The following is a 23,619-nucleotide window of genomic DNA, read 5'->3' on the forward strand; positions in this document are numbered from 1 at the left end:
GAATTCAAATTATGGAAAATACACAAAATAACGAATCATGGTATAGCATAGCGGGCATTTGGTTCGGATGCATAGCAAGTTTGCCAGCTCTTTTAATAGGCAGTACTTTAATTAGTTCTATGTCTCTTTTTGAGGCAATTATAGTTGCCGTTTTAGGCTATTCATTTGTACTCGTTTTTTTATCGCTATTAAGTATAAAAGCTGTTCAATTTCGATTTAACGCAGTAGAATTGGCTCAACGTTCTTTCGGGGAAACAGGGGCAAAAGTTATAGTTGGGCTTATTATTGGTGTTGCCTCAATGGTCTGGTTTGGGGTACAAACCAACATAGCTGGAGTTTCTTTTTCAAAAGTAATGGAAGAGGCATTCAATGTTCATTTCTCTGTGGAAGCATCCTCTTTATTATGGGGCATCATAATGGTATTGACTGCCGTTTTCGGTTTTAAATACGTTAAGTGGTTAAACTATATAGCGGTGCCATGTATTTTAATACTAATCATCTACAGTCTTATTGTGACCTTAGAAGGAGTTTCCTTTGATCAGATTTTACAATATGTTCCACAACAAAAAATGTCCTTGATAAAGGGCATGGGCATTGTCGTTGGCTTAATCGCTGTAGGGGGTGTAATTTCCCCTGATTACAATCGTTTTGCAAAAACCCCAAAAACTGCTGTTGTAGGATCCGTGGTAGGCATGCTTCCGGCAGCAGTGGCCTTTTTAACCATTGGAGCTATATTGGCCATTATAAAGGGAACTCATGACATTGTAGATATTTTTGCCCAGATAGGATACCCTATAATGGCCATGTCTATTCTTATTTTAGTTACATGGACTTCAAATGTTATGAGTGCCTACTCAGGAGGATTAGGCTTAAATAGTACTTTTCATTTATCCGAAAAGTATAGGCCGCACACAACTTTAGCAGTTGGGTTAATTGGAACTTTGTTGGGCGTTATAGGCATTCTGGACAAGTTTGTTCAGGTTGCTGTAGTTCTTTCCGCTATGATACCTCCAATAGCAGGAGTTATTATTGCTGATTATTACTTTGGAAAAACAACCGAGAACAAAACCAATATGTCTTTTGGCTGGATTGGAATTATCTCTTGGCTCGCAGGGGTTAGTATCGTTTTCTTATTTGAATCTGATGTAAAAAATATTCTAGGTATAGTTGTTTCTGGCTTTTTCTATTCCATTCTGAGCTTATTGTTTAAAAAGAGAACATTATCCTATAAAGCATAAATGGAAAGAATATTTGAAAATACAGAAATAGCCTTGGAATTAAAATCAGACGAGGAAATTTCAAGGTCATATTTTTTATTCTCATTGATAAAAAAAGAACCCTTGGTTAAAATTGGTACTGCCATTACAAAGTTTGCCTTAAAAACAAACATGCCAGTTGAAAAATTAATTAGAACTACAGTTTTTGACCATTTCTGTGGCGGCATAAATGAGAGTGACTGCCTTCCCATTATTAAAAAAATGTATGCGAAAAAAGTTTATTCGGTTTTAGATTATTCCGCCGAGGGTAAAGAAGAAGAAGTACAGTTTGACTATGCTGTACAGAAAACATTGAGCACCTTGGAGTATGCAAAAGATAATGAAGCTATTCCATTCGTCGTTTTTAAACCAACAGGTTTCGGAAGATTCGAAATCTACAAAAAACTCAGTGCAGGAACTTCATTAAGTGATAGGGAAAAGATAGAATGGGGAGAAATTAGAAAAAGATATATAGAAGTTTGTGATAAGGCCCATTCCTATAATATCCCTGTTTTAATTGATGCTGAAGAAAGTTGGATGCAAGATGCTGCCGATACTCTTGTTGAGGAAATGATGAAAAGATACAACAAAGATCGTGTGATTGTTTTTAATACCCTACAGGCCTACCGTTGGGATAGGCTTGATTATTTAAAAGAACTATTGGAAAAGGCAAGGCATCAAAAGTTTAAGATTGGAATAAAATTAGTTCGGGGAGCTTATATGGAAAAGGAACGAGAGCGAGCTTTAAAATATGGGTACAAGGATCCGATATGTATAAATAAAAGTGCTACTGACAAACTTTTTAATGATTGCCTAAAATATATGATGAACAACTTAGGCGATATAGAATTTTTCTTAGGCACACATAACGAAAATAGTTCATACTTACTGATGGAACTATTAAAGGAAAATGGCCTTGATAATAACGATAAAAGGGTTTGGTATGGTCAATTGTATGGCATGAGCGATCATATAAGTTATAATTTATCAAATACCGGTTATAATGTGGCAAAATATCTCCCATTTGGGCCTGTGAAAGACGTCATGCCCTATTTAATTAGAAGAGCTGAAGAAAACACCTCTGTTGTTGGCCAAACTTCAAGAGAACTTCAAATAATTAAGAAAGAAAAAGAAAGAAGAAAAAACCTTAAAAATAATACAGCTAATTTCAAAAACAATTAACCAACATATTTCTCCCTTAAACAATAATAAAATTACTATGAGAATATGTTTTATGTCAATATTATTAACGAATTCAATGAAAAAATAGCAGGGATAGAAGGTACAACTCAAACCGAATTGAAAAAGGCAAATGCCTGTATTCAAATTTCATCTTGGGCTTTGGACCTGTTCAAGGAGCAAGTAACAAATTTTGGTTTTGATTCAATCAAGAATGAAATAAGTTTTTTCAAAGGTATCAAGTGTATACCTATGAAATATCTTATCTATTATACAGAAATCCGTTCCTGCGAACTTCGCATACCCAAATCCAATGTCAAGAGACAGCTCTCATTTCTTGACAAACAAACCAAAAAGGTCAACCAGTTCTTTGGTAGGCATACGGAGTTTTTACTCTACATGGAACAAGGATATGACCATTTTGATGAACATTATTTCACACGTAAAAATTTAAACAACAACCCCGTTGTTAAAAGTTATCCTTACTATAAGGATTCGATATTCAACACCTCCCATGATGAAATCTGGGCACGGATAAAAGGACTCGCCATGTATGCCAATTACCTAAAGCAAAAAAAGGAAGAATTGACCAACACCAATAACAAAACCGGAAACAGCAAACTCAAATGGACTGGGAGCTATGCCGCTTTAGTGGAAATGCTGTACGGTTGCCAGGAGATGGGATATTTCAACAATGGGAATGTTGGAATTAACAATGCAATTGATGCCTTCTGTGAATTTTTGAATGTCAAAAAAGGAAATCCCACCCGTACTTACCAAGATTTGAAGGCACGTAAAGGTTCACCTATAAAGTTTTTTGAAGAAACCGGGCAAAAGCTCCTTCAGAAAATGAAAGACGAGGACGATTTGTCCAATTCCTGAAAACCGAGTTTGGATTGCACTCGGTTTTTTAAACTTCCTATAATTTTATTGACACTTTAAGCGTTTGAGCGTTTGAATTGAGCACCAAATCATACCAAAGCACACCAAAACTTATATGTGTTAAAATCTTCCCCAACTGGGTTTAGACTCTGATAAATTCCCATTAAACTCCATCAATTTTGTAGAACGAAAGTCAAATCAACGCAAAGTCGTCATTTAAAAATCAAAACAACTTGGCGGCTTTGCTTTTCTAAAATCGTTTTACAAATGGCAGAAACAATCATTACCACCGAAGACCTTCAGGAGTTCAAACTCGAACTCTTGGACAACATTAAAGAACTATTGGGCAACCACTCTGGTCATTCCTATAAAAGATGGCTTAAATCCCCAGAGGTAAAAGAGCTTTTGGGAATCTCTTCCGGCACCTTACAGAACCTAAGAATCAATGGCACATTGCCCTACACCAAAGTGGGTGGCGTACTCTATTATGACTACGAGGAGATTATCAGCGTGATGGAAAAGAACAAAATCCATAACAAATTTTAACGCCTCTTTGGAACAGATTAATTATAGGGCCGAGTGCAAAGAAACAGTCCAGTGGACTGTTTTAACGAAGGTGCCAGCTGGCGGGTTGGCTTTATTTCCCTAAAAATATTATGCAAGACGTAAATTACATAAAACACCTGAACGCCGTATTTCTGCAATTCTCGAAAGACGGCCGTTTAAACCCCACACATATCAGTCTGTACGTGGCCTTGTTTCAGTTGTGGAACAATTACCACTTCCCCGATAATTTCCATATCAACCGGGAAGAAGTGATGCAGTTTTCAAAAATCGGTTCAAAAACCACCTACCACCGCTGCATCAAAGAGCTGCACCATTGGAAATACCTGGTATACGAGCCTTCCCACAATCCCTTTCATGGCAGCAAAATCAAGATGTTCAATTTTGGGACAAGTGATGGACAAGCTCTGTACCCAAACCCTACCAATATTGGGACAAGCTTTGGACAAGCGGTGGTATCTATAAACAAACATATACAAACAGTAATAAACAATACAAACGGGAATAAACTTGACCAGCCCAAAAGTGAAAACGAGGTCATCGATTTTTTTCAAAAAGAAAATTGGCCGGAACTGGAGGCCAAAAAATTCTACAACCATTACCAGGGCATCGGCTGGAAAGTAGGCGGCAAAACAAAAATCATTGATTGGCAGGCCACCGCCCGTAACTGGATGTTAAAAGCCGACGTGCTCAAAACGGAAAAAACGGTGATAACGGTTAGCCAAAATACGGACAACCTCAAAACAAGTTCCAACAAAAATTATAGTGAGCCTCTATGAGTTCCCTTAAACCACATATCATCATAGAGGGTAGTGTTCAATATACCTTGGGAACATTCCTGAACAATGAAATCATTTACGATTTTGATAAAATGCTTGTTTATCTCAATGCCAAAGGGAAATTGCTCCTTGGCAAGAAATTCAGGATTTATGAGGAAGACCGAAACATACTCTTTAAGCTGTGCAATTATTATATCAAGGACGAAACGAATTGCAAAAATCTTGGTATCGATATCCATAAGGGTATTTTGCTTTCCGGCCCCGTGGGTTGCGGTAAGACCAGTCTGATGAAACTATTGCGACATATTGTACCCCACCGCAAACCTTATGAGGTCATCCCCACCCGGAATATTGCCTTTGCCTTTAACAATATCGGCTATAAAATCATTGAGGATTATGGAGAAAAAAAGTTCTACTGCTTTGACGACTTGGGTGTAGAACCTACCGGACGACATTTCGGGAAAGACTGCAATGTTTTGGGCGAAATACTATTATCCCGTTATGAGCTGTTCTTGAACCATAACATCCAGACCCACGCCACCACCAACCTTAATGCCCAAGAACTGGAAGAAAGGTATGGGAATCGGGTACGTTCAAGGATGCGGCAAATGTTCAACTTGATAAGTTTTGATGCCAAGTCTGTTGACAAAAGAGGATAGTCAATTTTTGTGCTCTTCTTCCATGTGAAGTAATTCGTGGATCATATCATTTTCGTCTATATATTCAGCTAGCCATTCCTGGTCAGAAAGCCAATTGATGTATTCCCTATCACTTTCCCAAATATCCTCCACATATTGCCCTTTGTACTTACCGAAGCGGAATTTAGTAGCATCAGTTTCACTTGGAGAATAAAACCCAAATAATTTTTGTACGCATCCATCAACCCTTCTTCCCTGCATCTATGATAAAGCCATCCCTTTTGATAGCCTTGTTGCTGCCTTCTCTTTTCAAGGTATTTTACCTTATCGACATTGGATAAAGATCTATAAGAATTTCGCGTGGCTTTATTTCTGGCAAGCCCACCAATGGTCAAACCCAGAATATTTTGGAACACGTTTAAAAAGAAAATGGCCAGTGCTTTCATTGCGATTTACAGTAGAGGTTCCTTGATCTGGATTTAGCTTTAATTTACGAATTTTTAAGGTCTTTTTACCATAAGATTTATAGAAAATAAACAGTTTAATTGGCTATAAAATTATTCTTCCCATACAACACTCAATACAGAATTATGGGCGCTTGAAATAATACAATACTCAAAAAAGTTAAAATCATTATCATCTTCCCAGTTTTTCAAATCAAACCAAGTAGATTTCCAAATCTGCTGTTTAGATTGATGCTTAGCATATATTTTTCCTTTTTCAAAAAACTCCATCGCCACTGAATCCTCCGGTGGTTCTAGTTTAGTTCTATCAACAATGAAATGAGGATAACCTTCGGGCCATTTCCAGTAACTTACAGTTTTGTTATGCGAGTGAAAAAGACAAATTGGGTGGTCTCCCAATTCAAAATACTTAAAGGCTATTGATGTAATACTCGTCTTGAAAAAAATAGCCAAATCCCTTAGTAATTGAGGGGAAAATTTTTTACCCTTTTGTTTTTCATAAAAGAGTGTACTTGGCATCAGCAATTCGGAAGCGAATTGGTTAGCCTCATATTCAACACGACCATTTTTTGCCTGTTTTTCCTTATTATTGAACCACGATGTAGTTGCTTCAGTATCGTTATGAATATCAATACCTTTATGAAGCACAAAATGTCCAATTTCGTGTGCTAATGTGAACCGTTTTTTTTGATCAAATTCGATATCCTGGTTTATTTCAATTATAGTGTGTTTTTTCCCAAATATGATTCGTCCATCAGAATTTACCAAAGGCTTTTCGATAACGGTTGCTCCAAGACCACTTGCAAACAATTCTAGGGGAAAGTCCAAAAGACTTTCAAAGCCATATTGCTCAAGTAGGTTTTTTGCTTCTAAAGAGCCTTTATTATATCTATGATTCTTCATTGTCTAATTCATCCATCAGGTCAACCAGATTTTTCCCTTTGATAATTTCCTTTATTTCATCCGGGGTTAACTTGTCCAAGTTTCTAAATTGTACAGACATTTGTTTTGTTTCTACTAAACTTATAAGGGTGGCAATAGGCTTCTCTATATTCTTATTGATTGCATCTTGAAATTTTTCAACTATCCTCGCAATCAATGCTTGGTCATTTTCCTGAGTTGCCACTGCGTTTTGGGTAAACTTCAATCGCTTCAAAAAATTGGATATTTCCGTACTTTCCTTAGTTACATCTACACCATCTTCCTCTAAGGACTTTTTTATCAATTCAATATCGGAATTCAAATAAAATTCTGTAATTCCCTTATCTATTTTGTTTTTTAAGTTGCTCATTTTACTTGACTGTTAAGTTTGCCTTTTCTTCTCTCAAGCCTTTTAACGGCATTATAAACCTCTGTGATATCTACTTCCAAAAAAGCCGAAATCTCGTTCGGTTTGTAGATGTTTTCACACCAACATTCAAATATTAGCATCTCCAAATCAGATGCTCCCGAGTCTTTAAGTAACGTAACATAGTTTTCTTTTAGTTTTTTGTTGTCAATTTCATCAAATGATAGGTCGTCGAAGCCAACTTCCTCCGAGTATACTGGTATATCGAGAATATAGGATTCGTCGTTTTCATCCTCTTCTCCCGGTGGCTTTCGTCTTTTTGCTTTTTCGTGATACGCACTTATTTCGCTTTTTAGAACCCCAAAAAGAAAGTTCTCAAAATTACATTTGTCCTTATCCCACTTCCTTATATCGGTAAGTGCTTTTTGGAAAACATTGAAAACAAAATCTAACTTTTGTTGCCCCTCATGATTATCGCCATAATCGCCAAGTCTTTGCTTGGCAAAGGCTCTCATTCTTAAAACGAGGTCGTTTAATTGGTCAATGGTATAACTATTAAATACATCGGCCACCTCTTTGCTCGATTTATCCATATCAATTGATGTTCTAGTAATAATATGCTTGCAGATTTAAAAAATTTGCCATCGAGTGGCAAAAAAGTTAACGAAACAAGCATACTAAGATTGAAGGCCCAATATAAAGAATATGATGCAACAAAAGTCTTTAAGAAAATGGCGTGAAAAAATGAGCGGAACTCCACAGCTCTGAATGGAGATTGTTTAACCTTAAAGTTCAGTTTATGAATAGTATTAATTTCTCTAAAGGAGTGCTAAGAGTATGCCATAAAGGCAATTGTGTCAATGTGCATGGAGATGTGGCCAAAACCATCATCTTTGGTATAGCAACTCTTGTTGTTATTAGTGGAATAGCTGCATTGTTGGAGCAATCTAACTAGAAGCTTAATCATGGCGACTTCTTAAAAGGTGTCGCCTTGATTAAATGACATTGTGTCTTAATATTAGCAATAAAAATATGATTGTTAATTTTTTCTAAAAATGGATTGCTTTTTGATACTGAACACTTTACAATAAAGATATATGAAATCAGATTTTAACTTTAAATATTACAATGAATCTAAGCTGATATTACTCGTAATACTTCTTTATATAGGTTCTGAAGCATTGATAAGAGAAATAATCAATTTATTGAAAGCTTATAACTTCGAATATTATAGGTTCTATCCTGCAACTGCATTACTTGCTCTCGTTTTTTGGCTAATAAACAAACATTTACATAAAGTACCATTTTTATGGCAGCTACTTATAAAAGTACCATTGATTAGAGGTACTTATAAAGGAATGGTAAAATACAATTATCAAGGTGTGTTAGGACACAAGCATTGCAAACTTATAATTTATCAGACCACTTCAGATATAAAGGTTAATTGTTACTTCTGGGATGAAGACGAAAATGGAAATAAGATATCAAGTACACAAACTAAATCTGAAAGTATTGTTGAAGATTTAATCCGAAAAGATAACGGTCTATATCAATTACTTTTTTATTATCAGAATAAAGGAAGTAGTGACAGTTCAATCCCAATAAAAGATGGGTTTAACACACTGACCCTTAAAAAGGAAGGTGAGATAAAAAGACTGGAAGGAGGCTATTTTTCCAAGAACAGTCTTTCAAAAGGTAATGGAGGAACCATTAGCGTAGATTTTCAAACAAAAGAATTAAAACATATATAAGATGGCAAATAATCACGAACAATTCATTGAATTTAATACGACTATTTCATTAGATTCTTCTAAAAAGGATGAGCTTAGGAAAAATAGAGATGCTTTAAGAAAAAAAATAACAGACTATTTCAAGAACAATAAGGAGAATGAGACCAGACCTAAATATTCTGCTCAAGGGTCTTTTATGATGCATATAATTGTCAATCCTCTTCCAACATACGAGACCGATGATGATGGTAACGAGAAAACTTTATACCCTTATGATTTGGATGATGGCGTTTATTTTATTGATGAAATAGACAATAGAAAATCAGTGACAACCTATCACAATTGGATTTATGATGCCGTTAAGGATCACACTTCAAAAGGAGCTATCAAAAAAAATACTTGTATTCGTGTTTTGTATTCTGATGGCCACAATATTGACTTACCCATATACTTTAAAGAAAAAGAATCAGGCGGCGAAAAAACTATTCCGCAGCTTGCGCATAAATCCGAAGGCTTTACGGATAGTGACCCGAGGGAATTTTATAAATGGTTTAATGGCCGGGCAAATGACCAATTGAAGAGGTTAGTTCGTTATTTAAAAGCCTGGGGAGACAAGCAAAACAAATCCTTTAGCACAAAAATGCCAAGTGGCTTGATATTTGCCATTCTTGCTACAAATCACTATGTATCAAATGACCGTGATGATATTTCTTTCAGAGATACTTTGGAAGCAATTCAATCAGAATTAGAAGATGATTTTAAATGTGAGCGGCCTACAACAAAGAAAGGAGAGGACTTGCTTCAAAAGTATAGTGAAACTCATTTTATGGACAGATTATCTAAGCTTATAGATGCTGGTAATGCTGCTATAGCTCATAGCAATCCAAAAGAAGGATGTAAAAAATGGCAAAAATATCTTGGGGACAGGTTTGCTTGCGCTAATGTAGAAGATTCATCTAAAAGTGAATCAAAATCATATGCTGCACCAGCGGTGATTAATGTTAATGCTACAAGTGCTTAATGTCAGATTGTTTTGAGCAAATACGAAAAGATGCATATACAAAGTTAGCAAGCATCAGCGATGACGAAATCACTGTACTTGACAATCCGAAAGATGCTAACTTTCTAGAGTCCGGTGATTATTGTGAAGTCTGGGAGGTAAAAACCGGATTATATGACAATGTAAAATCAGTATGGATTATTGATGAACTTACCATGTATATTGCTTTAAGTTCATTATTTCCATTAGAGCCTGCAAAAATATATTACGATAAAAATGATTTTGAGAAATTAGGATACATACCTCATTCTTCATTTTTGAGAAACGATGTATGTGTATACGATGAATTTGTAATTGTAGACCAATCAAACCCTACGGGAATTCTAATAGACCAACTTAGTAAAGCAAAAAAAACTTTGATTGAAGGTTTGAAAGGTGAAAATTTTGAAGATTTTGAAGATGAATTCGTGGCTTATTGGAATACATCGGGAAATCATAAAGATAAATTACTAAGTGAATCTATTTATTCCGTTATAGGTAAAGAACCAAAAAACTATAATTCTCTACACTTACTCACTTATAGTATTAAGTCATCAAAAAAAGACAAAACATTAGCTGGCATCCTTTACAATAAAGAAGAAGATTTAATTCAACCTTACCAACAGTATTTTGAAAGTCAAGATTACTCTACAAAAGAATATGAGGTGTTTTTTGTTAAGGATGAAACACGACTTACTAGACCGCCTTTTACCATTAGTTGCTTTGAAAGTCTTGAATTTATTAAGGAAGAGAATCAAAAAAACTTTAAAGATTACTTTAATAAAAGTCCAGTTAGAATTTTAGTCTTTGGAAAGACTATCAATGATGAAAAAAAATATTTTGGATGGAGCTATCCCGACATAGACTTTAAAATAAAAGGATTCCGTCAGAGCAAACTAACACCTTATAATATTACGTTCAATAAAGGTTTACCTGGTCATAAAAAGAATGTTAAACGTTTCTCTTCTGACAGCCTTAGTGAACAAAGATTAATTAGAAGAACTGCATCTGAAGTCCAAACACCAAAGAACTATAAGTTTCTTGTAGCTGGTATTGGGAGTGTTGGCTCAAATCTAGTGGGTCTTCTTAATAATCTTAATAACCCTGAATTTGCCCTTATTGATAATGACAAACTAAGTTCAGAAAACATTAAACGCCATTTACTAGGGTTTCACTACTTAAATCAAAACAAAGCACTTGCATTAAAAACCTACTTAAAACATAAACTTCCAAGTCAGAAGATTCAATTTAGTGAATCGTCAATATTTGATTTTTATAACCAAAATAAACGAAAAGTCAATGCACAGGATTATATGTTTCTATGTTTGGGAAAACTGAATCTTGAAAAATGGTTTATAACAGAGTTACAAAAGGGCGAGTTAAAAAAACCTGTTTTTATTCTTTGGGTCGAACCCTACTTGATTGGTGCTCAATTACTCTACCTCCATCCAGAAAATCTCCCCAAGTTGGATGACTTATTTTCTGATATCTACAAATACAGATTTTCTATAATTTCACCCGAAGAGTATGAGAAAAAAAGAGATTTATTCATGCTTAAAGAAAGTGGTTGTCAGGCTACTTATTCTCCATATTCATCTGCTCATTTGTCCCTTTTTTTATCCGCTGCTTATCTCAAAATAGTTGAAGTCATCGAAAATAGCAATAATCAGAGCCTGTTCTATTCTTGGATTGGCGATATAGATATAGCAAAAAAACTAAATGTGACCTTAGCAAAAGATTCATACGAGAAATATTCCCTAATCAATAACACTTTATGACATATTCCGATGTAAATATTAATGTGATTTTTGATGAAGGAGTTCTGAATGTATTCAGTCATTTTAAACAAACTGGCAATAAACATGAGAAGGGGGGCATACTCTTAGGAAAACGCTTGGAAAACAATAAAATTCTTGTTACAAAGGCCACTACACCCACATTATTTGATAAGAGCTATAGATATAGCTTTCATAGAGATAAAAAATCAGCACAATTATTCATTAATTATGAATTTTTAAACAGTCTTGGTAAAACCATTTATATTGGCGAATGGCATACCCATCCCGAAGACTATCCTACTCCGTCAAGTACAGATATAAAAATGATAAAAAATCAATTCAAAAAAAACTTGATTAATGAGGATTTTCTTTTGATGGTAATTGTTGGTCGAAAAGGTTTCTACATTGGACATTTTAATGGAAAAAAATTAATCCAATTAAAGCAAAATTCACAATGACATTCAATTAAACATTGATGTAAGCATTTTAAAAAAACATACCATTACCTCCTTTAAACACTCTATAATCTCAACAAAAAACTCCTTCATCATCCAGCATTAAAATAGTTATACAACCCCATTAAAATCGCCAACGCCATAGCCCTGATATTTTTTGGATTCAAATAATAATCCGCTTCATCGGCATGGGTCATAAACCCCATTTCAACAAGTACCGTTGGGCAATACACAACAGTCTCCCTGAGTACCTGAAAATTGGCAATCTTCACGCCCCGTTGCTTAAAACCAAGCTTTCCTGTACTTTCCTTTAAAATGGAAAGCCCTATGGCAATGGATGCCTTGATATGATTTTCTTCCTCTTTGGAAGTATGGACATAAACTTCCATTCCTTGAGAAGTTTTGGAAGAGGCATTGCAGTGTAAGGATAAAAAAACATCCGCTTTGAGTGCCCTGACCAATCGACCCCTATCTTTTAGGGGAACCAAGGTATCGGTATATCGGCTCAAATAGATAGCAAACCTATCATCAAAAAGGGTTTTGTTAAGTCCTATAATTTCCTTGGCAACATACAAAACCACATCTTTTTCCAATACATCATTTATACCTATTGCACCGGAATCGATTCCACCGTGTCCGGGGTCGATGACAATCGTTTTTTGCTGACCGAAAACAAAGCAGAATTTTAGTAGCAAAACCCAAAAACTGACGTTTTTGAAGCCCGACCACTTCCAAAATTTTAGAGTTATCAACATAGGCTTTTCAGATTTCCATACGATTTGATGCCAATTCGCATCAAACAAAAACAAACGGACTCAAAATTTATTTTATTCACAAATAATTGATTATCAATTATTTGAATTACAATATACAGTATTTTTCGAATATCAAAATCAAGCAAATTTTAAATCGATTTCATTATGAAAAAATCATTGTATGTAACTATTCTTTCGCTGTTCATTTCAAGTACAACCTTTGCCCAAATCGGGGGCATCGAAGATTCCGTCAACGATGTTTCCGATACCATCCGTGCCATTTTCCCAATAATCCTCGGGGTCATCTTCCTAATCGGGTTCCTGTTCAATGCGGGACATTTCTTTGGTGAAAATGCCGATTTGAAAAAAGGGATTACCCGAGTACTGGTCTTTGTACTGATTGCCGGAGCCGTAGTGGGCATCTTCACCTACCTAATCGGAATCGTGGTTTAATGAAGCGGTTCGAGGTCTATAAAAACATTCGTAAGCGAGCGGTAATTATGGGATTGCCCATATCCCTATTCGCCCTGATGATGACATCCGTTATCGGCTCTTTATTGTTCATCATCTTTTCGTTCAGTTTTTCGGTCATCATTTCCGTATTCCTATGGAACGGGACATTATATGCAGTGCTGACCCACCTTACCAAAAACCCTGCTTTGATGCACATCAAAAAAGTATTCCCACAAACAATCAGCAATAAAAAAGGCAGTCGCTTGAATTATGAAGAAAATTAACCTATCGGCATACCATCCCATTTTGGACATCCAAGGCCATATCAACTTTGCCAACAATGGCAATGTGGTCTTGGGCTACCAAGTGGACAACCCTGAAATCTATTCCCTTTCGGAAAAGGATTTTGAGGACATACACGGTTCGTGGTTTCAGGCGTTTAAATCGTTGCCTGTGGCTACGATCATCCACAAACAGGACATTTACCAAAAAAACCATTATTCGGCGAACGGGTTGCCCAATGATACCTTTCTTCAAAAGGCGACCCATGACTATTTTAAGGGGCGTAGCTATCTACAACATCATTGCTACCTGTTCTTTGTTCTTCCATATAACAAGGCATTGAACACTGCCAAGTTTACCAACCCGTTCCGTAAGGGCGAAAAGGGCATCCACAGACAAATGGACCATACCGTGCAGGAGTTCATCGCTTCGGTAAACGATGCCGTTTCCTTTGTCAACAATAGCCGAAGGGTGTCCCTTACCCCATTAAAAGAGTACGAAATATTAGAGCTTACCAACGCTTACTTTAACGGGTTCAATGAGGGTTTCGATACCGATATTCAATTGAAGCCTGCCCGTCGTGGTGGGAAATCCAACATTGAAATCGGAGAAAACCATTTTGATGTATTGGCCGTCAACAGCGAGCTGTGCTTTGGCGATGTGGTACAGAGCAGTAAAACCAATGATAAATTTACTTCGGACGATTTTGTGTTCCATCAGGGATTTATCGATGGATTGGGGCTGGACCTCAATGAGAACCACATTGTCAACCAAATCATCTATCTGGACGACAAGCATAAATGGCGAAAACTGCTCGACAAGAAAATCGAGGAACTTAAAAAGAGTTCCAATTTCGGCACACAGAACAAAGTCATCTTAAAAAAGATTGAAGACATCGTTGGCAAAATCAATGAGGACGATAGTTCACGGATTATTCGTGGACACATAAATATCATCTTTTGGGACAGAGATGAAGCATTGTTAGAGAGAATCGCTTCTAAAATCAAGACCGAGTTTAAGGAACTGGACATCGTGCCATACTACCCAAAAGGCGAGGAACGCAAAAACTATTTTCTGAACTCCTATTGCTGCCATACCTCAAATTTTTCAAATGAGGATTTATACGTCACCGATTTAAAGCACGCCCTTTGCCTGTACATTAACAATACCAGCTATCAGTCCGATGCCACGGGTATCATCTTTAATGACAGGCAACATAATATTCCCGTGCTAAAGGATGTATGGGATGAAAAGAAGAAACGCATCAAGGCTAGGAACTTTGCCATTTTTGCCCCAACGGGCGAGGGCAAATCCTTTTTAGCGAACAACATCTTACGTCAATATTTTGAAAGTGGCGTTCGATTAGTGGTGATTGACTTGGGAGGTTCTTATGCCAAGTTCGCCAAACTCTATCCTGATAAACATATCATACTTCGATACGAGCAAGGGAAAAACCTGGGCATCAACCCTTTTTACATCTCCAATACCGATGATTTGACACCGGAGCGATTGGAGGATTTGGCCATTTTTATTTTGGAGCTTCTAGCATCAGGAAAGGCAACGACCAAAGCCGAGGAAGTGGCTGTTAAAAAAGTATTGAGACATTACTATTTACAAAATAGCAACAGTACCCATTCTTTGGAAAATCTGTACCGATTCATCGATGCAAAGAAGGACAGCCTTTTGGAAGAGCTGCATATCCAGGGACAGCATTTCAATATCTATGATTTTCTTCACATCCTTTCAGAGTATGTCGATGGCGGGCTGTACAGTTTCCTGTTCAATGTCAACGAAGACCAGACCTATAAAATCGAGGACAAACGGCTGATTGTCTTTGAACTGGACGAAGTGAAGGATAACAAGGAAATCCTTTCGGTGATGCTGAAGCTCATCAAGTCGGCCATCCAACGCACCATTTGGAGAAACAAGGCCGAAAAAGGCATTATCCTTTTTGATGAGTTTGCGAAACAATTGAAATTCGGCAACGTGTTGGAAAGCGTAGAATTCTACTATCAGGCCATCCGTAAACAGAACGGCGCCATTGGCATCATCCTCCAGTCGATTAACCAACTGCCCAACAATTCCACATCGGCAAGCATCCTTGAAAATACACAGGTCATTTACAGCCTCCGCAATGAAAAGGGATATGAAGAATTAAAGAAGAGGTTGAACCTCTCCAGTCACGACCTGAACCAACTCAAATCCATCCGGAACAATTTGACCGGGGACAGAAAGTACACCGAAATGTTCATCAAAATTGGCAAGGAAAGCAACATTTTCCGATTGGAAGTACCGCCCGAGGTCTTTGCAGCTTACCTCACCGATGGACAGGAAAACGAGTCCATAATGGCCATTTATAACGAAACAAACGATATGGAAACGTCCATTGGTCGCTTCTTGCAAGAATCACAATAATATTCACTTTTAAAACACAAACAAATGAAGAACAAAATCAAAAAAACAATCTTATCCGCAACATTGCTCATACTTGTGAGTGCCACTGGCACCCGTGCTACGGCCCAGGGGATGCCTGTGTATGACAACACCAACTTTATTTCCTTTATGAAATCGTTGGTCGAATCTGCTAAACAGACCAGCAACCTGATGCAGACCGTCAAGTTTCTCAAACAGCAAAAGGAGAACATCGATAAGGTCAACAATGTCATCAAACAGTTGAAGGCGGTCAAGGAACTTGCCGAGAACAACCAACGCCTGTACCAAGTGATGCAGGGCGATTTAAGGGACATCCTGAATTCCCCGTTTATCAAGCCCGATGAAGTTACCCGTATATCGGATTCCTTTGATGCCATTTTGGAAAATTCCATTGCGGCCATGGAATATATTGACCAGATCCTGTCCAGTGACAATATGAAAATGACCGATGCCGAACGTGCGGCAGTCCTCAAGGAAAAGGAACTGGAATCCAAGGAAATGGTAGCGGAAATCGAGGCCAAGACCAAACGTTATCGGGAGATTATCGCTTTTCGGGAAATACAACATAAAATCAATAACCGCGAAACCAATTATTGATGTCGGGTATTTTTTTGGGCATAGGACTGGAATATGTGGACACTATTTTTCAAACCATAAAAAATAGTGCCTTTTCGCAATATACCATTGGGGGTATGAAGGCCCTTGCGGTACTGTTCTTCTTGGTCAATATCCTGAAAAAATACAACGAGGGCGTAGCGAACAATGAGGGCTATACTTGGGGATTGACACCTGCGGAATTGGCGAAGAACTTTGCAGTGGTCATTTTAGTCATTTTTTCTACACAGGTATTGGGCGTTTTTGATGCCATTTTGGTGGCCATCGAGACCCAATACCGGGACACGGCTCCGGCACTCCTCCCGTTGCAGATGCAGGATATAGACATCGAACAGGATGTGGGTGCCCTGGAAGCCGCCAAAAAAGCGATGGCCATGCTTTACGAGGCTCTGGTCACCCCTTTGTTCGGGATGAAAATGCTGGCCTTTATCATTGGGGTATTCCTATGGTTGTTGGATTTGTTCATCTATCCCTTGTTCTTGGCGGAGCGGTTTTTCTTGTTGGGCATCATGCAGGCGTTTTTTCCGTTGGTCATCAGTCTGGCCGTATTTGAAAAGTTCAGGTCGCTAGCGTACAATTTCTTTAAGCTCTATTCCGGGGTCTATATGTTGGTACCAGCCTTCTTTTTGGTGAATGTATTCGTGAACAACCTTTACACCGAAATCAACACCAATTTTTGGAGCAACCTGTTCGGAACGGATTGGGGGAGCAGCTTTTTTGCCCCGTTGCTGCAATTGGGCTCCATCGGGTTTATCGTATTCCTGAAGTTTAAACTGTACCGTAGGGCCATCTCGTTCACCCTTAAACTCTTCACTGGTGGATAAGTGCCTAAGGCACATTAGGCAAATGAAAATTAATTACTATATGAAAACACCTTATAAAAATATATACGACATCCTAAAGCTGAACCGCTTTATTGTTTTGACGGTCGTTATTGGAGCTGTGCTTACCTGTATTGTTTCTGTACTCATGGTCATCAAACTGCACAAGGAGACCGTGGGCAGTGCATTTGTGGTCAATTCGGACGGTAGCGTGATTCCCTTGAAATTAGTTTTACAAAATGAAAATTTAAACGTGGAGGCATTGGCGCATCTGGAGCTGTTCCACACCTACTTCTACAACATTGATGCGAGCAATTACGAAAGAAATCTGGAAAAGGCGCTGTGGTTGGGCAATAGCTCGGTGGATGCCCTGTACCACCAGAAAAAGGCCGATGGGGTCTATAACCGTTTGTTACAGTATTCATTGGTGCAAAAAGTGTTGAGTATCGAATCCAAAGTGGATATCGAAAACGAACCCCACAAGTTTGAGACCAGGACCGTTTTTGAAATCAATCGGGGTTCCGTAACCGATACCTACGAGCTTATCACAACGGGGAACCTTATCAAGGTGGATAGGAACTTTCCGAACAATACTCACGGATTGTTGATTACCAATTTTTTTGAAAGCAGCTTACGAAAAATCAATGATGAACAATAAAATTCAGATAATATGAAAGTAGAAAAAAACAAAATCATCTTTTCCATTGTACTGGTATGCATCCTACTTTTTATAGGTAGCTATGCCATGCTGGTATTGGGAGAGGATGAAGAACCGACTTTGGAAAACAACCAGGTTCCCGTGCCGGAACTGGAGGACGACCAAAAGCAGTACGATTCCAAATTGGATGCCCTGAACGATTTAAAAGAAGTTAGGGAAACCAACGCACCAAGTATTTATGATGAACGGCTGTTGGATTCCACGGGCATTTATGACCCGGATTTGTTGGACAAGGAAAAGATGCGATTGGTGGACAGTATCTACCAACAAGGGCAGATAAAATATTCGGAACAATCCTATCAAAATATCAATCCGAGGTACAGGCCATCGAAACCGACTATTGAGGAGAAAAGGGACACTATCGATGTCATTAATGAACAGGAAACCGAAGTCGAGGTCAAGGAACGTGCTTTGGAGCACCAGCTCTTTTTTGCTTCCCATCCCATTGAGAATGACGATTTGAACGCAAAAAATACGGACACGTTCATATACGTCCGTGTGGATGGCACGCAGACAGTCAAGAACAATTATCGCCTACAGATGCGGCTCCTAAAGGATGCCACCATTTACGGGCAGCGTTATTCGAGGAATACGCCCATTTATGGATTTGTCAGCTTTAAGCCCAATCGAGCCATTATCGATATTGAGAACATCGACCATCAACCCGTAAAATTAAGGGCTCATGACTATCAGGACGGTAGCGAGGGAATTTATGTGGAGAACAGTTTCAGAGCTGAAGTTACCAATGAAATTGTTGGCGATATGATGGACGATATCAACATTGCTGGTGTGCCACAGGTAAGCGGGTTTAAAAAGATTTTCCAGAGAAACCATAAAAACGTAAAGGTTACTATAACCGATAACTACAGGCTCATTTTAAAAATATCCAAAACCAAGTTTCAAGGAAAACCCATGATGGGTAACTATTAATCTTACTATTATGAAAACATATCTTACATTACTGCTATTGACCTTTACAATGTCCATACAGGCACAAAAATCATTGGACACCATTTATGCCAATGACCAAAAGAACGTTGCTTTGTTCTTTCCTAATCCTATTCGACAAGGTATTACGGGAGCTTCACATTTTGTGTTTACCTACAATCGTGAAAAGGAACAGTATTTCGGGCTGTTACAGGCTAAACCAGGAACCGAAAGCAATCTTTTGGCCGTTACCAGTGACGGAAAGGTATATTCCTATATTTTGAAGTATTCCGACAAACTCCCCAAGCTGAACTACTTCATCTATAAAGATGAAAGCATCGGCAATGAAAGTCCCGTAATGGAAATATCCAAAGCTGAAAACACCACTTCCAATAAGGACAGAACCGCTTATTTTGAAAGGGCAAGTGAATATTTGCTCAGATCCGGTTCTGAAACCATTGCCGTAAAACGCAAAAAAGGAATCCGGTTACAGTTGCAGAAAATGGCCAATGACGTTTCAGAAGTGTATCTGGTCATAGAGGTCAGGAACAAATCCGGAATCGATTTTGAAATCGACTATCTCAATGTGTACCGTACCAATGGTAACAACAAACGCAAAGCCTCTTATCAACGATTACTGCAAAAGGCTATTTACAAACATAAAATACCATATTCCATTACCAATGGGCAAAGCCAGCGTTTCGTGTACGTGCTTCCAAAATTCGTCTTGGGAGATAACGAAAAGATGATGCTTGAGCTGAAGGAACTGAACGGGAGCAGGAAAGTGATTTTGGAGACTAGGTTATAATCTTTCTTATTTCAACACTTACTCTTTTTGTAACAAATATTTCCTGAATATGTTACAAAATAAGATTGTTCAAATCATGGTAAGTATCAAGCGTAAAATATAAAAGAGCATTTCCAAGAAGAAACGTGGAAGGGATGTATTGACAAAATTGAGCCATTATGTTTTGTGTTTCCAAAATACAGTAAAGCACATTTACTAATTTTTACACGATTATGTTTACTAATTTTAGTACATTTGTTTTTGCTAATATTAGCACGATAGAAAAAGCTAATTTTAGCCCGAAAGCAAAGATTAAAAAAGTAAATTCAACGACATGGCAACTCCAAGGGAAAGATTCGCAGAGGCCCTTACCTTTCTGAAAGGAATACAAGACCAAGGTATAGTAGGAATTCATACTGATGATATCCCGAATGTAAAGCACCGTCAACTACTTGTCAAGAACGGCTTTTTAAAGGAAGTCACTAAAGGATGGTATATTGCCACAGACCCCAACGGGAAAGATGGTGAGACCACAGCCTGGTATAGCTCATATTGGGAATTTATAGCACGGTTTCTTAACCGAAAATATGGAGACGATTGGTCGCTTTCGGCAGACCAATCTTTGTTATTTCATGCCGGAAACCGATCGGTACCGCAGCAATTGCTTATACGGTCGCCCAAGGGCAACAACAAACCTACGCCATTGCCACATAACACCTCCCTGTTCAATCTGAAAACCGATATCCCTCCTTCAGAACAGACATTAGTAGAAGAAGGCATCCGCATGTATAATTTACAGGCCTCCCTGATTTATGCAGGAGCAACAGTATATACAAGTAATGCCATCGATGCCCGTACCACATTGTCCCTGATTCGGGATGCTTCGGAATTGCTGCCCATACTACTGGAAAATGGCCATACCACCTTGGCTGGCCGATTGGCCGGGGCTTTTCGTAACATTCAACGTGACAGAATAGCCGACCAGATTATGGAAACCTTCAAACAGGCTGATTATGACATCCGGGAGGAAGACCCCTTTGATACCAGGTTGGAATTAAAATTGTCGGCAAGGGAACGTTCTCCCTATGCTAATCGCATACGCCTTATATGGCAGCAGATGCGTGAAGCAGTAATGGCCAATTTCCCGAAAGCCCTCGGCATACAGACCGACCACGAATCTTATATGAAGGACGTGGACGATATATACATAACGGATGCCTATCATTCACTGTCCATTGAACGTTATCGGGTGACGCCTGAGTTGATTCAAAAAGTGAGTTCAGGGGAATGGGACACCGAGGAAAATGAAGGGGATAGGAAACAAAGGGATGCCATGGCAGCCCGAGGGTATTATCAGGCTTTCCAATCCGTAAAGCAGAGCATCAAAGCCATATTGGAAGGAGCAAATTCGGGAACACAAATCGATAAAGACCATGCCGCATGGTACAGGCAGTTGTTCGACCCAAGTGTGGTGGCAGGCCTGTTGAAGGCTTCCGACCTTTCCGGTTACCGCAATAACCAGGTGTACATCGGTAATTCCAAACACGTTCCCCTAAATGTGGATGCCATGCGCGATGCCATGCCCATCCTATTTGAATTGCTGGAGGAAGAGCCTGAGGCTTCCGTACGTGCCGTACTGGGCCACTTTGTCTTTGTTTTTATCCACCCGTATATGGATGGTAACGGTCGTATGGGCAGATTTCTTATGAACGCCATGCTAGCCTCCGGAGGCTATCCGTGGACCGTAATTCCCGTGGAAAAGCGCGATGAATATATGCAAGCATTGGAAGAGGCCAGTGTAAGGCAGAATATAGCGCCATTTACAAAATTCTTGGGAGATTTGGTCGGTGGTAGAATGAAAGGTAAGAACGCAGCGGAACTGCCGAACAAAAAATAGCCATATGATATTATTTGAAATCATTTGGCTAAATTTGTACTATAGAAAGCGTAAAACGCTCTCGTTGATGTCTTAATTGATGTCCTATTTACGAAAATTAAGACTTAAAATACTGGTATAGAACGGATTGGTTTTGGAGTTTAAATCCTGCCACCCCGACGAACCATGGTTTTGTGGGTACAAACAAAACCATAATGTATTAAAAACCAGAAGATTAATATTTTCTGGTTTTTTTTATATCCAATTGAAATCAAGGGTGACGATGTCCTATACGATGTCCTATTTTTGTCGGGCAGGATTTCGTAAATTGCACATCCTGATTCGATTTTTCGTGTGATTTGACTTTCGCTTAACGGATTGTTCCACTAAAAGCGAAGCACATGAAGACTTCCAACTCGTTCAGTATCAGCTTTTGGCTGAAAAAAACGGCCAAAAAGAAAAATGGGCAGATTCCCATCTATGCCCGCATCCGATTTGAAGGCATTCTTGCCGATATCAGTGTCCATAGATCCACCATCGAAGAATGTTGGTGTCCTATTTCGGGTAAAATCGACCATAGGGCCAAAGGCGCACAAGAGATCAACAAGTATCTTGACGATATACACGCCAAGTTATTGGAGTGCCATCGGCAACTGCATTCAGAGGGTGTCCCCATTACCTCCCAGGCCATCAAGCAAAGGTATTTAGGAAAGGACAAGCAATTCATTACCCTTGATGACATCTTCCGATACCATCGAACCCATGAAACTTCGAGGTTGGAGAAAAGTACGGTCAAGAACTATTCGGCCACGGAAAAATATCTGAAACGGTTCACCAAGAAAAAATTCAGGACCATCGATGTCAACCTACCCATCATTGACTATACTTTTATCCTTGAATTTGAGGATTACCTTAGAAAATGTCCCCCTATATGTAAATCGCAACCGTTGAACAACAACGGTATCATGAAGCATATGGAACGGTTTAAAAAACTGTTGGGGATTGCCCATAAGTTTGGATGTATTCCGCAGAATCCGTTCAACTTTTACAAGATGAAGTTTGAGGAATATGACAGTGATTTTTTGGAAGAAGATGAACTCATAAGACTTGCATCGGTCAAGATATCGGAAAACGGGATCAAGTTGGTAAGGGACGTGTTCCTTTTTGCCTGTTATACCGGGCTCAGTTATATCGAGGTGAAACTGCTCAAGCAAAAGGACATTGTAAAGGGTATCGACGGGGAGCAATGGATCAACGTTAGGCGAAAAAAGACCAAGACCCCGGTCAGGGTGCCGCTTCTTTTTCAGGCAAAACAGATTTTGGACAAGTATTCCGATTATCCCAATATCATTAACGAGCATTCCCTACTGCCCGTCTATTCCAACCAAAAATCGAACAAGCACCTTAAATCGATTGCGAAACTGGGCAGGATAAACAAACATTTGACCTTTCATGTGGCACGGCATACGTTTGCCACGACCATAACCTTGATGAACAACGTTCCCTTGGAAACCGTTTCAAAGCTATTGGGGCATACCAAGCTTTCAACGACCCAACGATATGCCAGGGTCGTGGAGAAAAAAATAAGCAAGGATATGGGAAGGTTGAAAGATTTATTGAACCAAAAAGGGCAAAATAGTTCAGTTCAAAATAGCGACGGATTTACTCCTTTAAGGGTAGTAAAGTAAGGCAATAGATATTCATACAATATTCCCGAAAAATAAACGTCGCAAAATATTTCTCGGAAAAGGGACGGCATAAAGCCACTTCTTTTCCCTTTGCCGTTTATATACTCTATTAAAAACCAAATAAAATCCTGAGTATTTCAATTCAATTGTCTTGGGTCATTACAAATATGGTTCATATCATATGGTTTTCGACTCTGGATTACACCATAGAC

The 23,619-nt window shown here is 38.5% G+C and carries 25 protein-coding genes and 1 pseudogene; 20 read left to right on the forward strand and 6 right to left on the reverse strand.

What is annotated here, in order from left to right; all coding sequences use genetic code 11:
• Positions 1-11: 11 nt before the first annotated feature.
• The 6 genes from J0656_RS19390 to J0656_RS19415 all read left to right on the forward strand — a co-directional run bounded on the left by J0656_RS19390 (position 12) and on the right by J0656_RS19415 (position 5,319).
• Positions 12-1,238 carry a cytosine permease gene (locus J0656_RS19390; RefSeq protein ID WP_207036851.1) on the forward strand — a complete coding sequence of 409 codons (1,227 nt, stop codon included), beginning with the start codon at positions 12-14 and terminating at the stop codon, positions 1,236-1,238.
• Positions 1,239-2,438: a proline dehydrogenase family protein gene (locus J0656_RS19395; RefSeq protein WP_207036853.1), complete on the forward strand. Its 1,200-nt coding sequence runs from the start codon at positions 1,239-1,241 to the stop codon at positions 2,436-2,438. It abuts the gene before it with no gap.
• Positions 2,439-2,483: 45 nt separating this feature from the next.
• Complete coding sequence (locus J0656_RS19400) at positions 2,484-3,317, forward strand: RteC domain-containing protein (protein WP_262897087.1); 834 nt, start codon at positions 2,484-2,486, stop codon at positions 3,315-3,317.
• Positions 3,318-3,584: 267 nt separating this feature from the next.
• Positions 3,585-3,863 (forward strand): helix-turn-helix domain-containing protein, encoded by a 279-nt coding sequence (locus tag J0656_RS19405; RefSeq protein WP_207036857.1) that lies wholly within the window; start codon positions 3,585-3,587, stop codon positions 3,861-3,863.
• 110 nt (positions 3,864-3,973) lie between these two features.
• On the forward strand, positions 3,974-4,660 hold the full coding sequence (locus J0656_RS19410) for a hypothetical protein (RefSeq protein WP_207036860.1): 687 nt from the start codon (positions 3,974-3,976) through the stop codon (positions 4,658-4,660).
• A complete protein-coding gene (locus tag J0656_RS19415; RefSeq protein WP_207036862.1) occupies positions 4,657-5,319 on the forward strand; it encodes a P-loop NTPase family protein in 663 nt (220 codons plus the stop codon). The genes J0656_RS19410 and J0656_RS19415 overlap by 4 nt, the downstream gene beginning before the upstream one ends.
• Here J0656_RS19415 and J0656_RS20465 read toward each other — a convergent pair whose 3' ends face one another.
• The 5 genes from J0656_RS20465 to J0656_RS19435 form a co-directional block, all read right to left on the reverse strand.
• Positions 5,320-5,442, reverse strand: a complete 123-nt coding sequence (locus J0656_RS20465; protein ID WP_417947773.1) for a hypothetical protein — start codon at positions 5,440-5,442, stop codon at positions 5,320-5,322. It lies immediately after the preceding gene.
• Entirely contained in the window at positions 5,388-5,744 is a 357-nt protein-coding gene (locus tag J0656_RS19420) for a hypothetical protein (protein ID WP_207036864.1), read from the reverse strand. Before J0656_RS19420 ends, J0656_RS20465 begins: the two co-directional genes overlap by 55 nt.
• 111 nt (positions 5,745-5,855) lie before the next feature.
• A complete protein-coding gene (locus J0656_RS19425) occupies positions 5,856-6,665 on the reverse strand; it encodes an ImmA/IrrE family metallo-endopeptidase (RefSeq protein WP_207036873.1) in 810 nt (269 codons plus the stop codon).
• On the reverse strand, positions 6,652-7,053 hold the full coding sequence (locus tag J0656_RS19430; RefSeq protein ID WP_207036875.1) for a hypothetical protein: 402 nt from the start codon (positions 7,051-7,053) through the stop codon (positions 6,652-6,654). The genes J0656_RS19425 and J0656_RS19430 overlap by 14 nt, the downstream gene beginning before the upstream one ends.
• The gene (locus J0656_RS19435; protein ID WP_207036877.1) at positions 7,050-7,643 is read right to left on the reverse strand and encodes a hypothetical protein; all 594 of its coding nucleotides are present in this window, start codon (positions 7,641-7,643) and stop codon (positions 7,050-7,052) included. The genes J0656_RS19430 and J0656_RS19435 overlap by 4 nt, the downstream gene beginning before the upstream one ends.
• Positions 7,644-8,147: 504 nt before the next feature.
• On the opposite strand from J0656_RS19435, the gene J0656_RS19440 reads away from it, so the two are divergent.
• Genes J0656_RS19440 through J0656_RS19455 form a run of 4 tightly spaced genes read left to right on the forward strand, consistent with a single transcriptional unit; the run spans position 8,148 to position 12,055 of the window.
• Positions 8,148-8,801, forward strand: coding sequence for a Cap15 family cyclic dinucleotide receptor domain-containing protein (locus tag J0656_RS19440; protein ID WP_207036879.1), 654 nt, complete (start codon positions 8,148-8,150; stop codon positions 8,799-8,801).
• A gap of 1 nt (position 8,802) precedes the next feature.
• A complete protein-coding gene (locus tag J0656_RS19445) occupies positions 8,803-9,801 on the forward strand; it encodes a CBASS cGAMP synthase (RefSeq protein ID WP_207036881.1) in 999 nt (332 codons plus the stop codon).
• On the forward strand, positions 9,801-11,597 hold the full coding sequence (locus J0656_RS19450; RefSeq protein WP_207036890.1) for an E2/UBC family protein: 1,797 nt from the start codon (positions 9,801-9,803) through the stop codon (positions 11,595-11,597). Before J0656_RS19445 ends, J0656_RS19450 begins: the two co-directional genes overlap by 1 nt.
• Entirely contained in the window at positions 11,594-12,055 is a 462-nt protein-coding gene (locus J0656_RS19455) for a Mov34/MPN/PAD-1 family protein (RefSeq protein ID WP_207036899.1), read from the forward strand. Before J0656_RS19450 ends, J0656_RS19455 begins: the two co-directional genes overlap by 4 nt.
• Positions 12,056-12,144: 89 nt before the next feature.
• On the opposite strand, the gene J0656_RS19460 is transcribed toward J0656_RS19455, so the two are convergent.
• On the reverse strand, positions 12,145-12,747 hold the full coding sequence (locus tag J0656_RS19460) for an N-acetylmuramoyl-L-alanine amidase family protein (protein ID WP_237688999.1): 603 nt from the start codon (positions 12,745-12,747) through the stop codon (positions 12,145-12,147).
• Between the two features lie 225 nt (positions 12,748-12,972).
• Between J0656_RS19460 and J0656_RS19465 the strand changes: the two genes are divergently transcribed.
• The 10 genes and pseudogenes from J0656_RS19465 (at position 12,973) to J0656_RS19510 (ending at position 23,407) form a co-directional block, all read left to right on the forward strand.
• Positions 12,973-13,260, forward strand: coding sequence for a hypothetical protein (locus J0656_RS19465; RefSeq protein ID WP_207036592.1), 288 nt, complete (start codon positions 12,973-12,975; stop codon positions 13,258-13,260).
• Positions 13,260-13,544, forward strand: a complete 285-nt coding sequence (locus J0656_RS19470; RefSeq protein ID WP_207036904.1) for a hypothetical protein — start codon at positions 13,260-13,262, stop codon at positions 13,542-13,544. The genes J0656_RS19465 and J0656_RS19470 overlap by 1 nt, the downstream gene beginning before the upstream one ends.
• The gene (locus J0656_RS19475) at positions 13,531-15,957 is read left to right on the forward strand and encodes a TraG family conjugative transposon ATPase (RefSeq protein WP_207036906.1); all 2,427 of its coding nucleotides are present in this window, start codon (positions 13,531-13,533) and stop codon (positions 15,955-15,957) included. The genes J0656_RS19470 and J0656_RS19475 overlap by 14 nt, the downstream gene beginning before the upstream one ends.
• A 24-nt stretch (positions 15,958-15,981) precedes the next feature.
• Complete coding sequence (locus J0656_RS19480) at positions 15,982-16,572, forward strand: TrbJ/VirB5 family protein (RefSeq protein ID WP_207036908.1); 591 nt, start codon at positions 15,982-15,984, stop codon at positions 16,570-16,572.
• A complete protein-coding gene (locus J0656_RS19485) occupies positions 16,572-17,414 on the forward strand; it encodes a hypothetical protein (RefSeq protein WP_417947768.1) in 843 nt (280 codons plus the stop codon). The genes J0656_RS19480 and J0656_RS19485 overlap by 1 nt, the downstream gene beginning before the upstream one ends.
• A 40-nt stretch (positions 17,415-17,454) precedes the next feature.
• Entirely contained in the window at positions 17,455-18,069 is a 615-nt protein-coding gene (locus J0656_RS19490) for a conjugal transfer protein TraK (RefSeq protein ID WP_207036911.1), read from the forward strand.
• 12 nt (positions 18,070-18,081) lie between these two features.
• Positions 18,082-19,059 carry a conjugative transposon protein TraM gene (traM, locus tag J0656_RS19495; protein WP_207036914.1) on the forward strand — a complete coding sequence of 326 codons (978 nt, stop codon included), beginning with the start codon at positions 18,082-18,084 and terminating at the stop codon, positions 19,057-19,059.
• A gap of 10 nt (positions 19,060-19,069) precedes the next feature.
• Entirely contained in the window at positions 19,070-19,864 is a 795-nt protein-coding gene (locus J0656_RS19500) for a DUF4138 domain-containing protein (protein ID WP_207036916.1), read from the forward strand.
• Between the two features lie 1,312 nt (positions 19,865-21,176).
• A pseudogene (locus J0656_RS20470) lies at positions 21,177-21,551 on the forward strand (Fic family protein); the annotation flags it as partial.
• Between the two features lie 569 nt (positions 21,552-22,120).
• The gene (locus J0656_RS19510) at positions 22,121-23,407 is read left to right on the forward strand and encodes a site-specific integrase (RefSeq protein WP_207036920.1); all 1,287 of its coding nucleotides are present in this window, start codon (positions 22,121-22,123) and stop codon (positions 23,405-23,407) included.
• Positions 23,408-23,619 lie beyond the last annotated feature (212 nt).

Source organism: Flagellimonas aurea, from assembly GCF_017313785.1.
Classification (GTDB): Bacteria; Bacteroidota; Bacteroidia; order Flavobacteriales; family Flavobacteriaceae; genus Flagellimonas; species Flagellimonas aurea.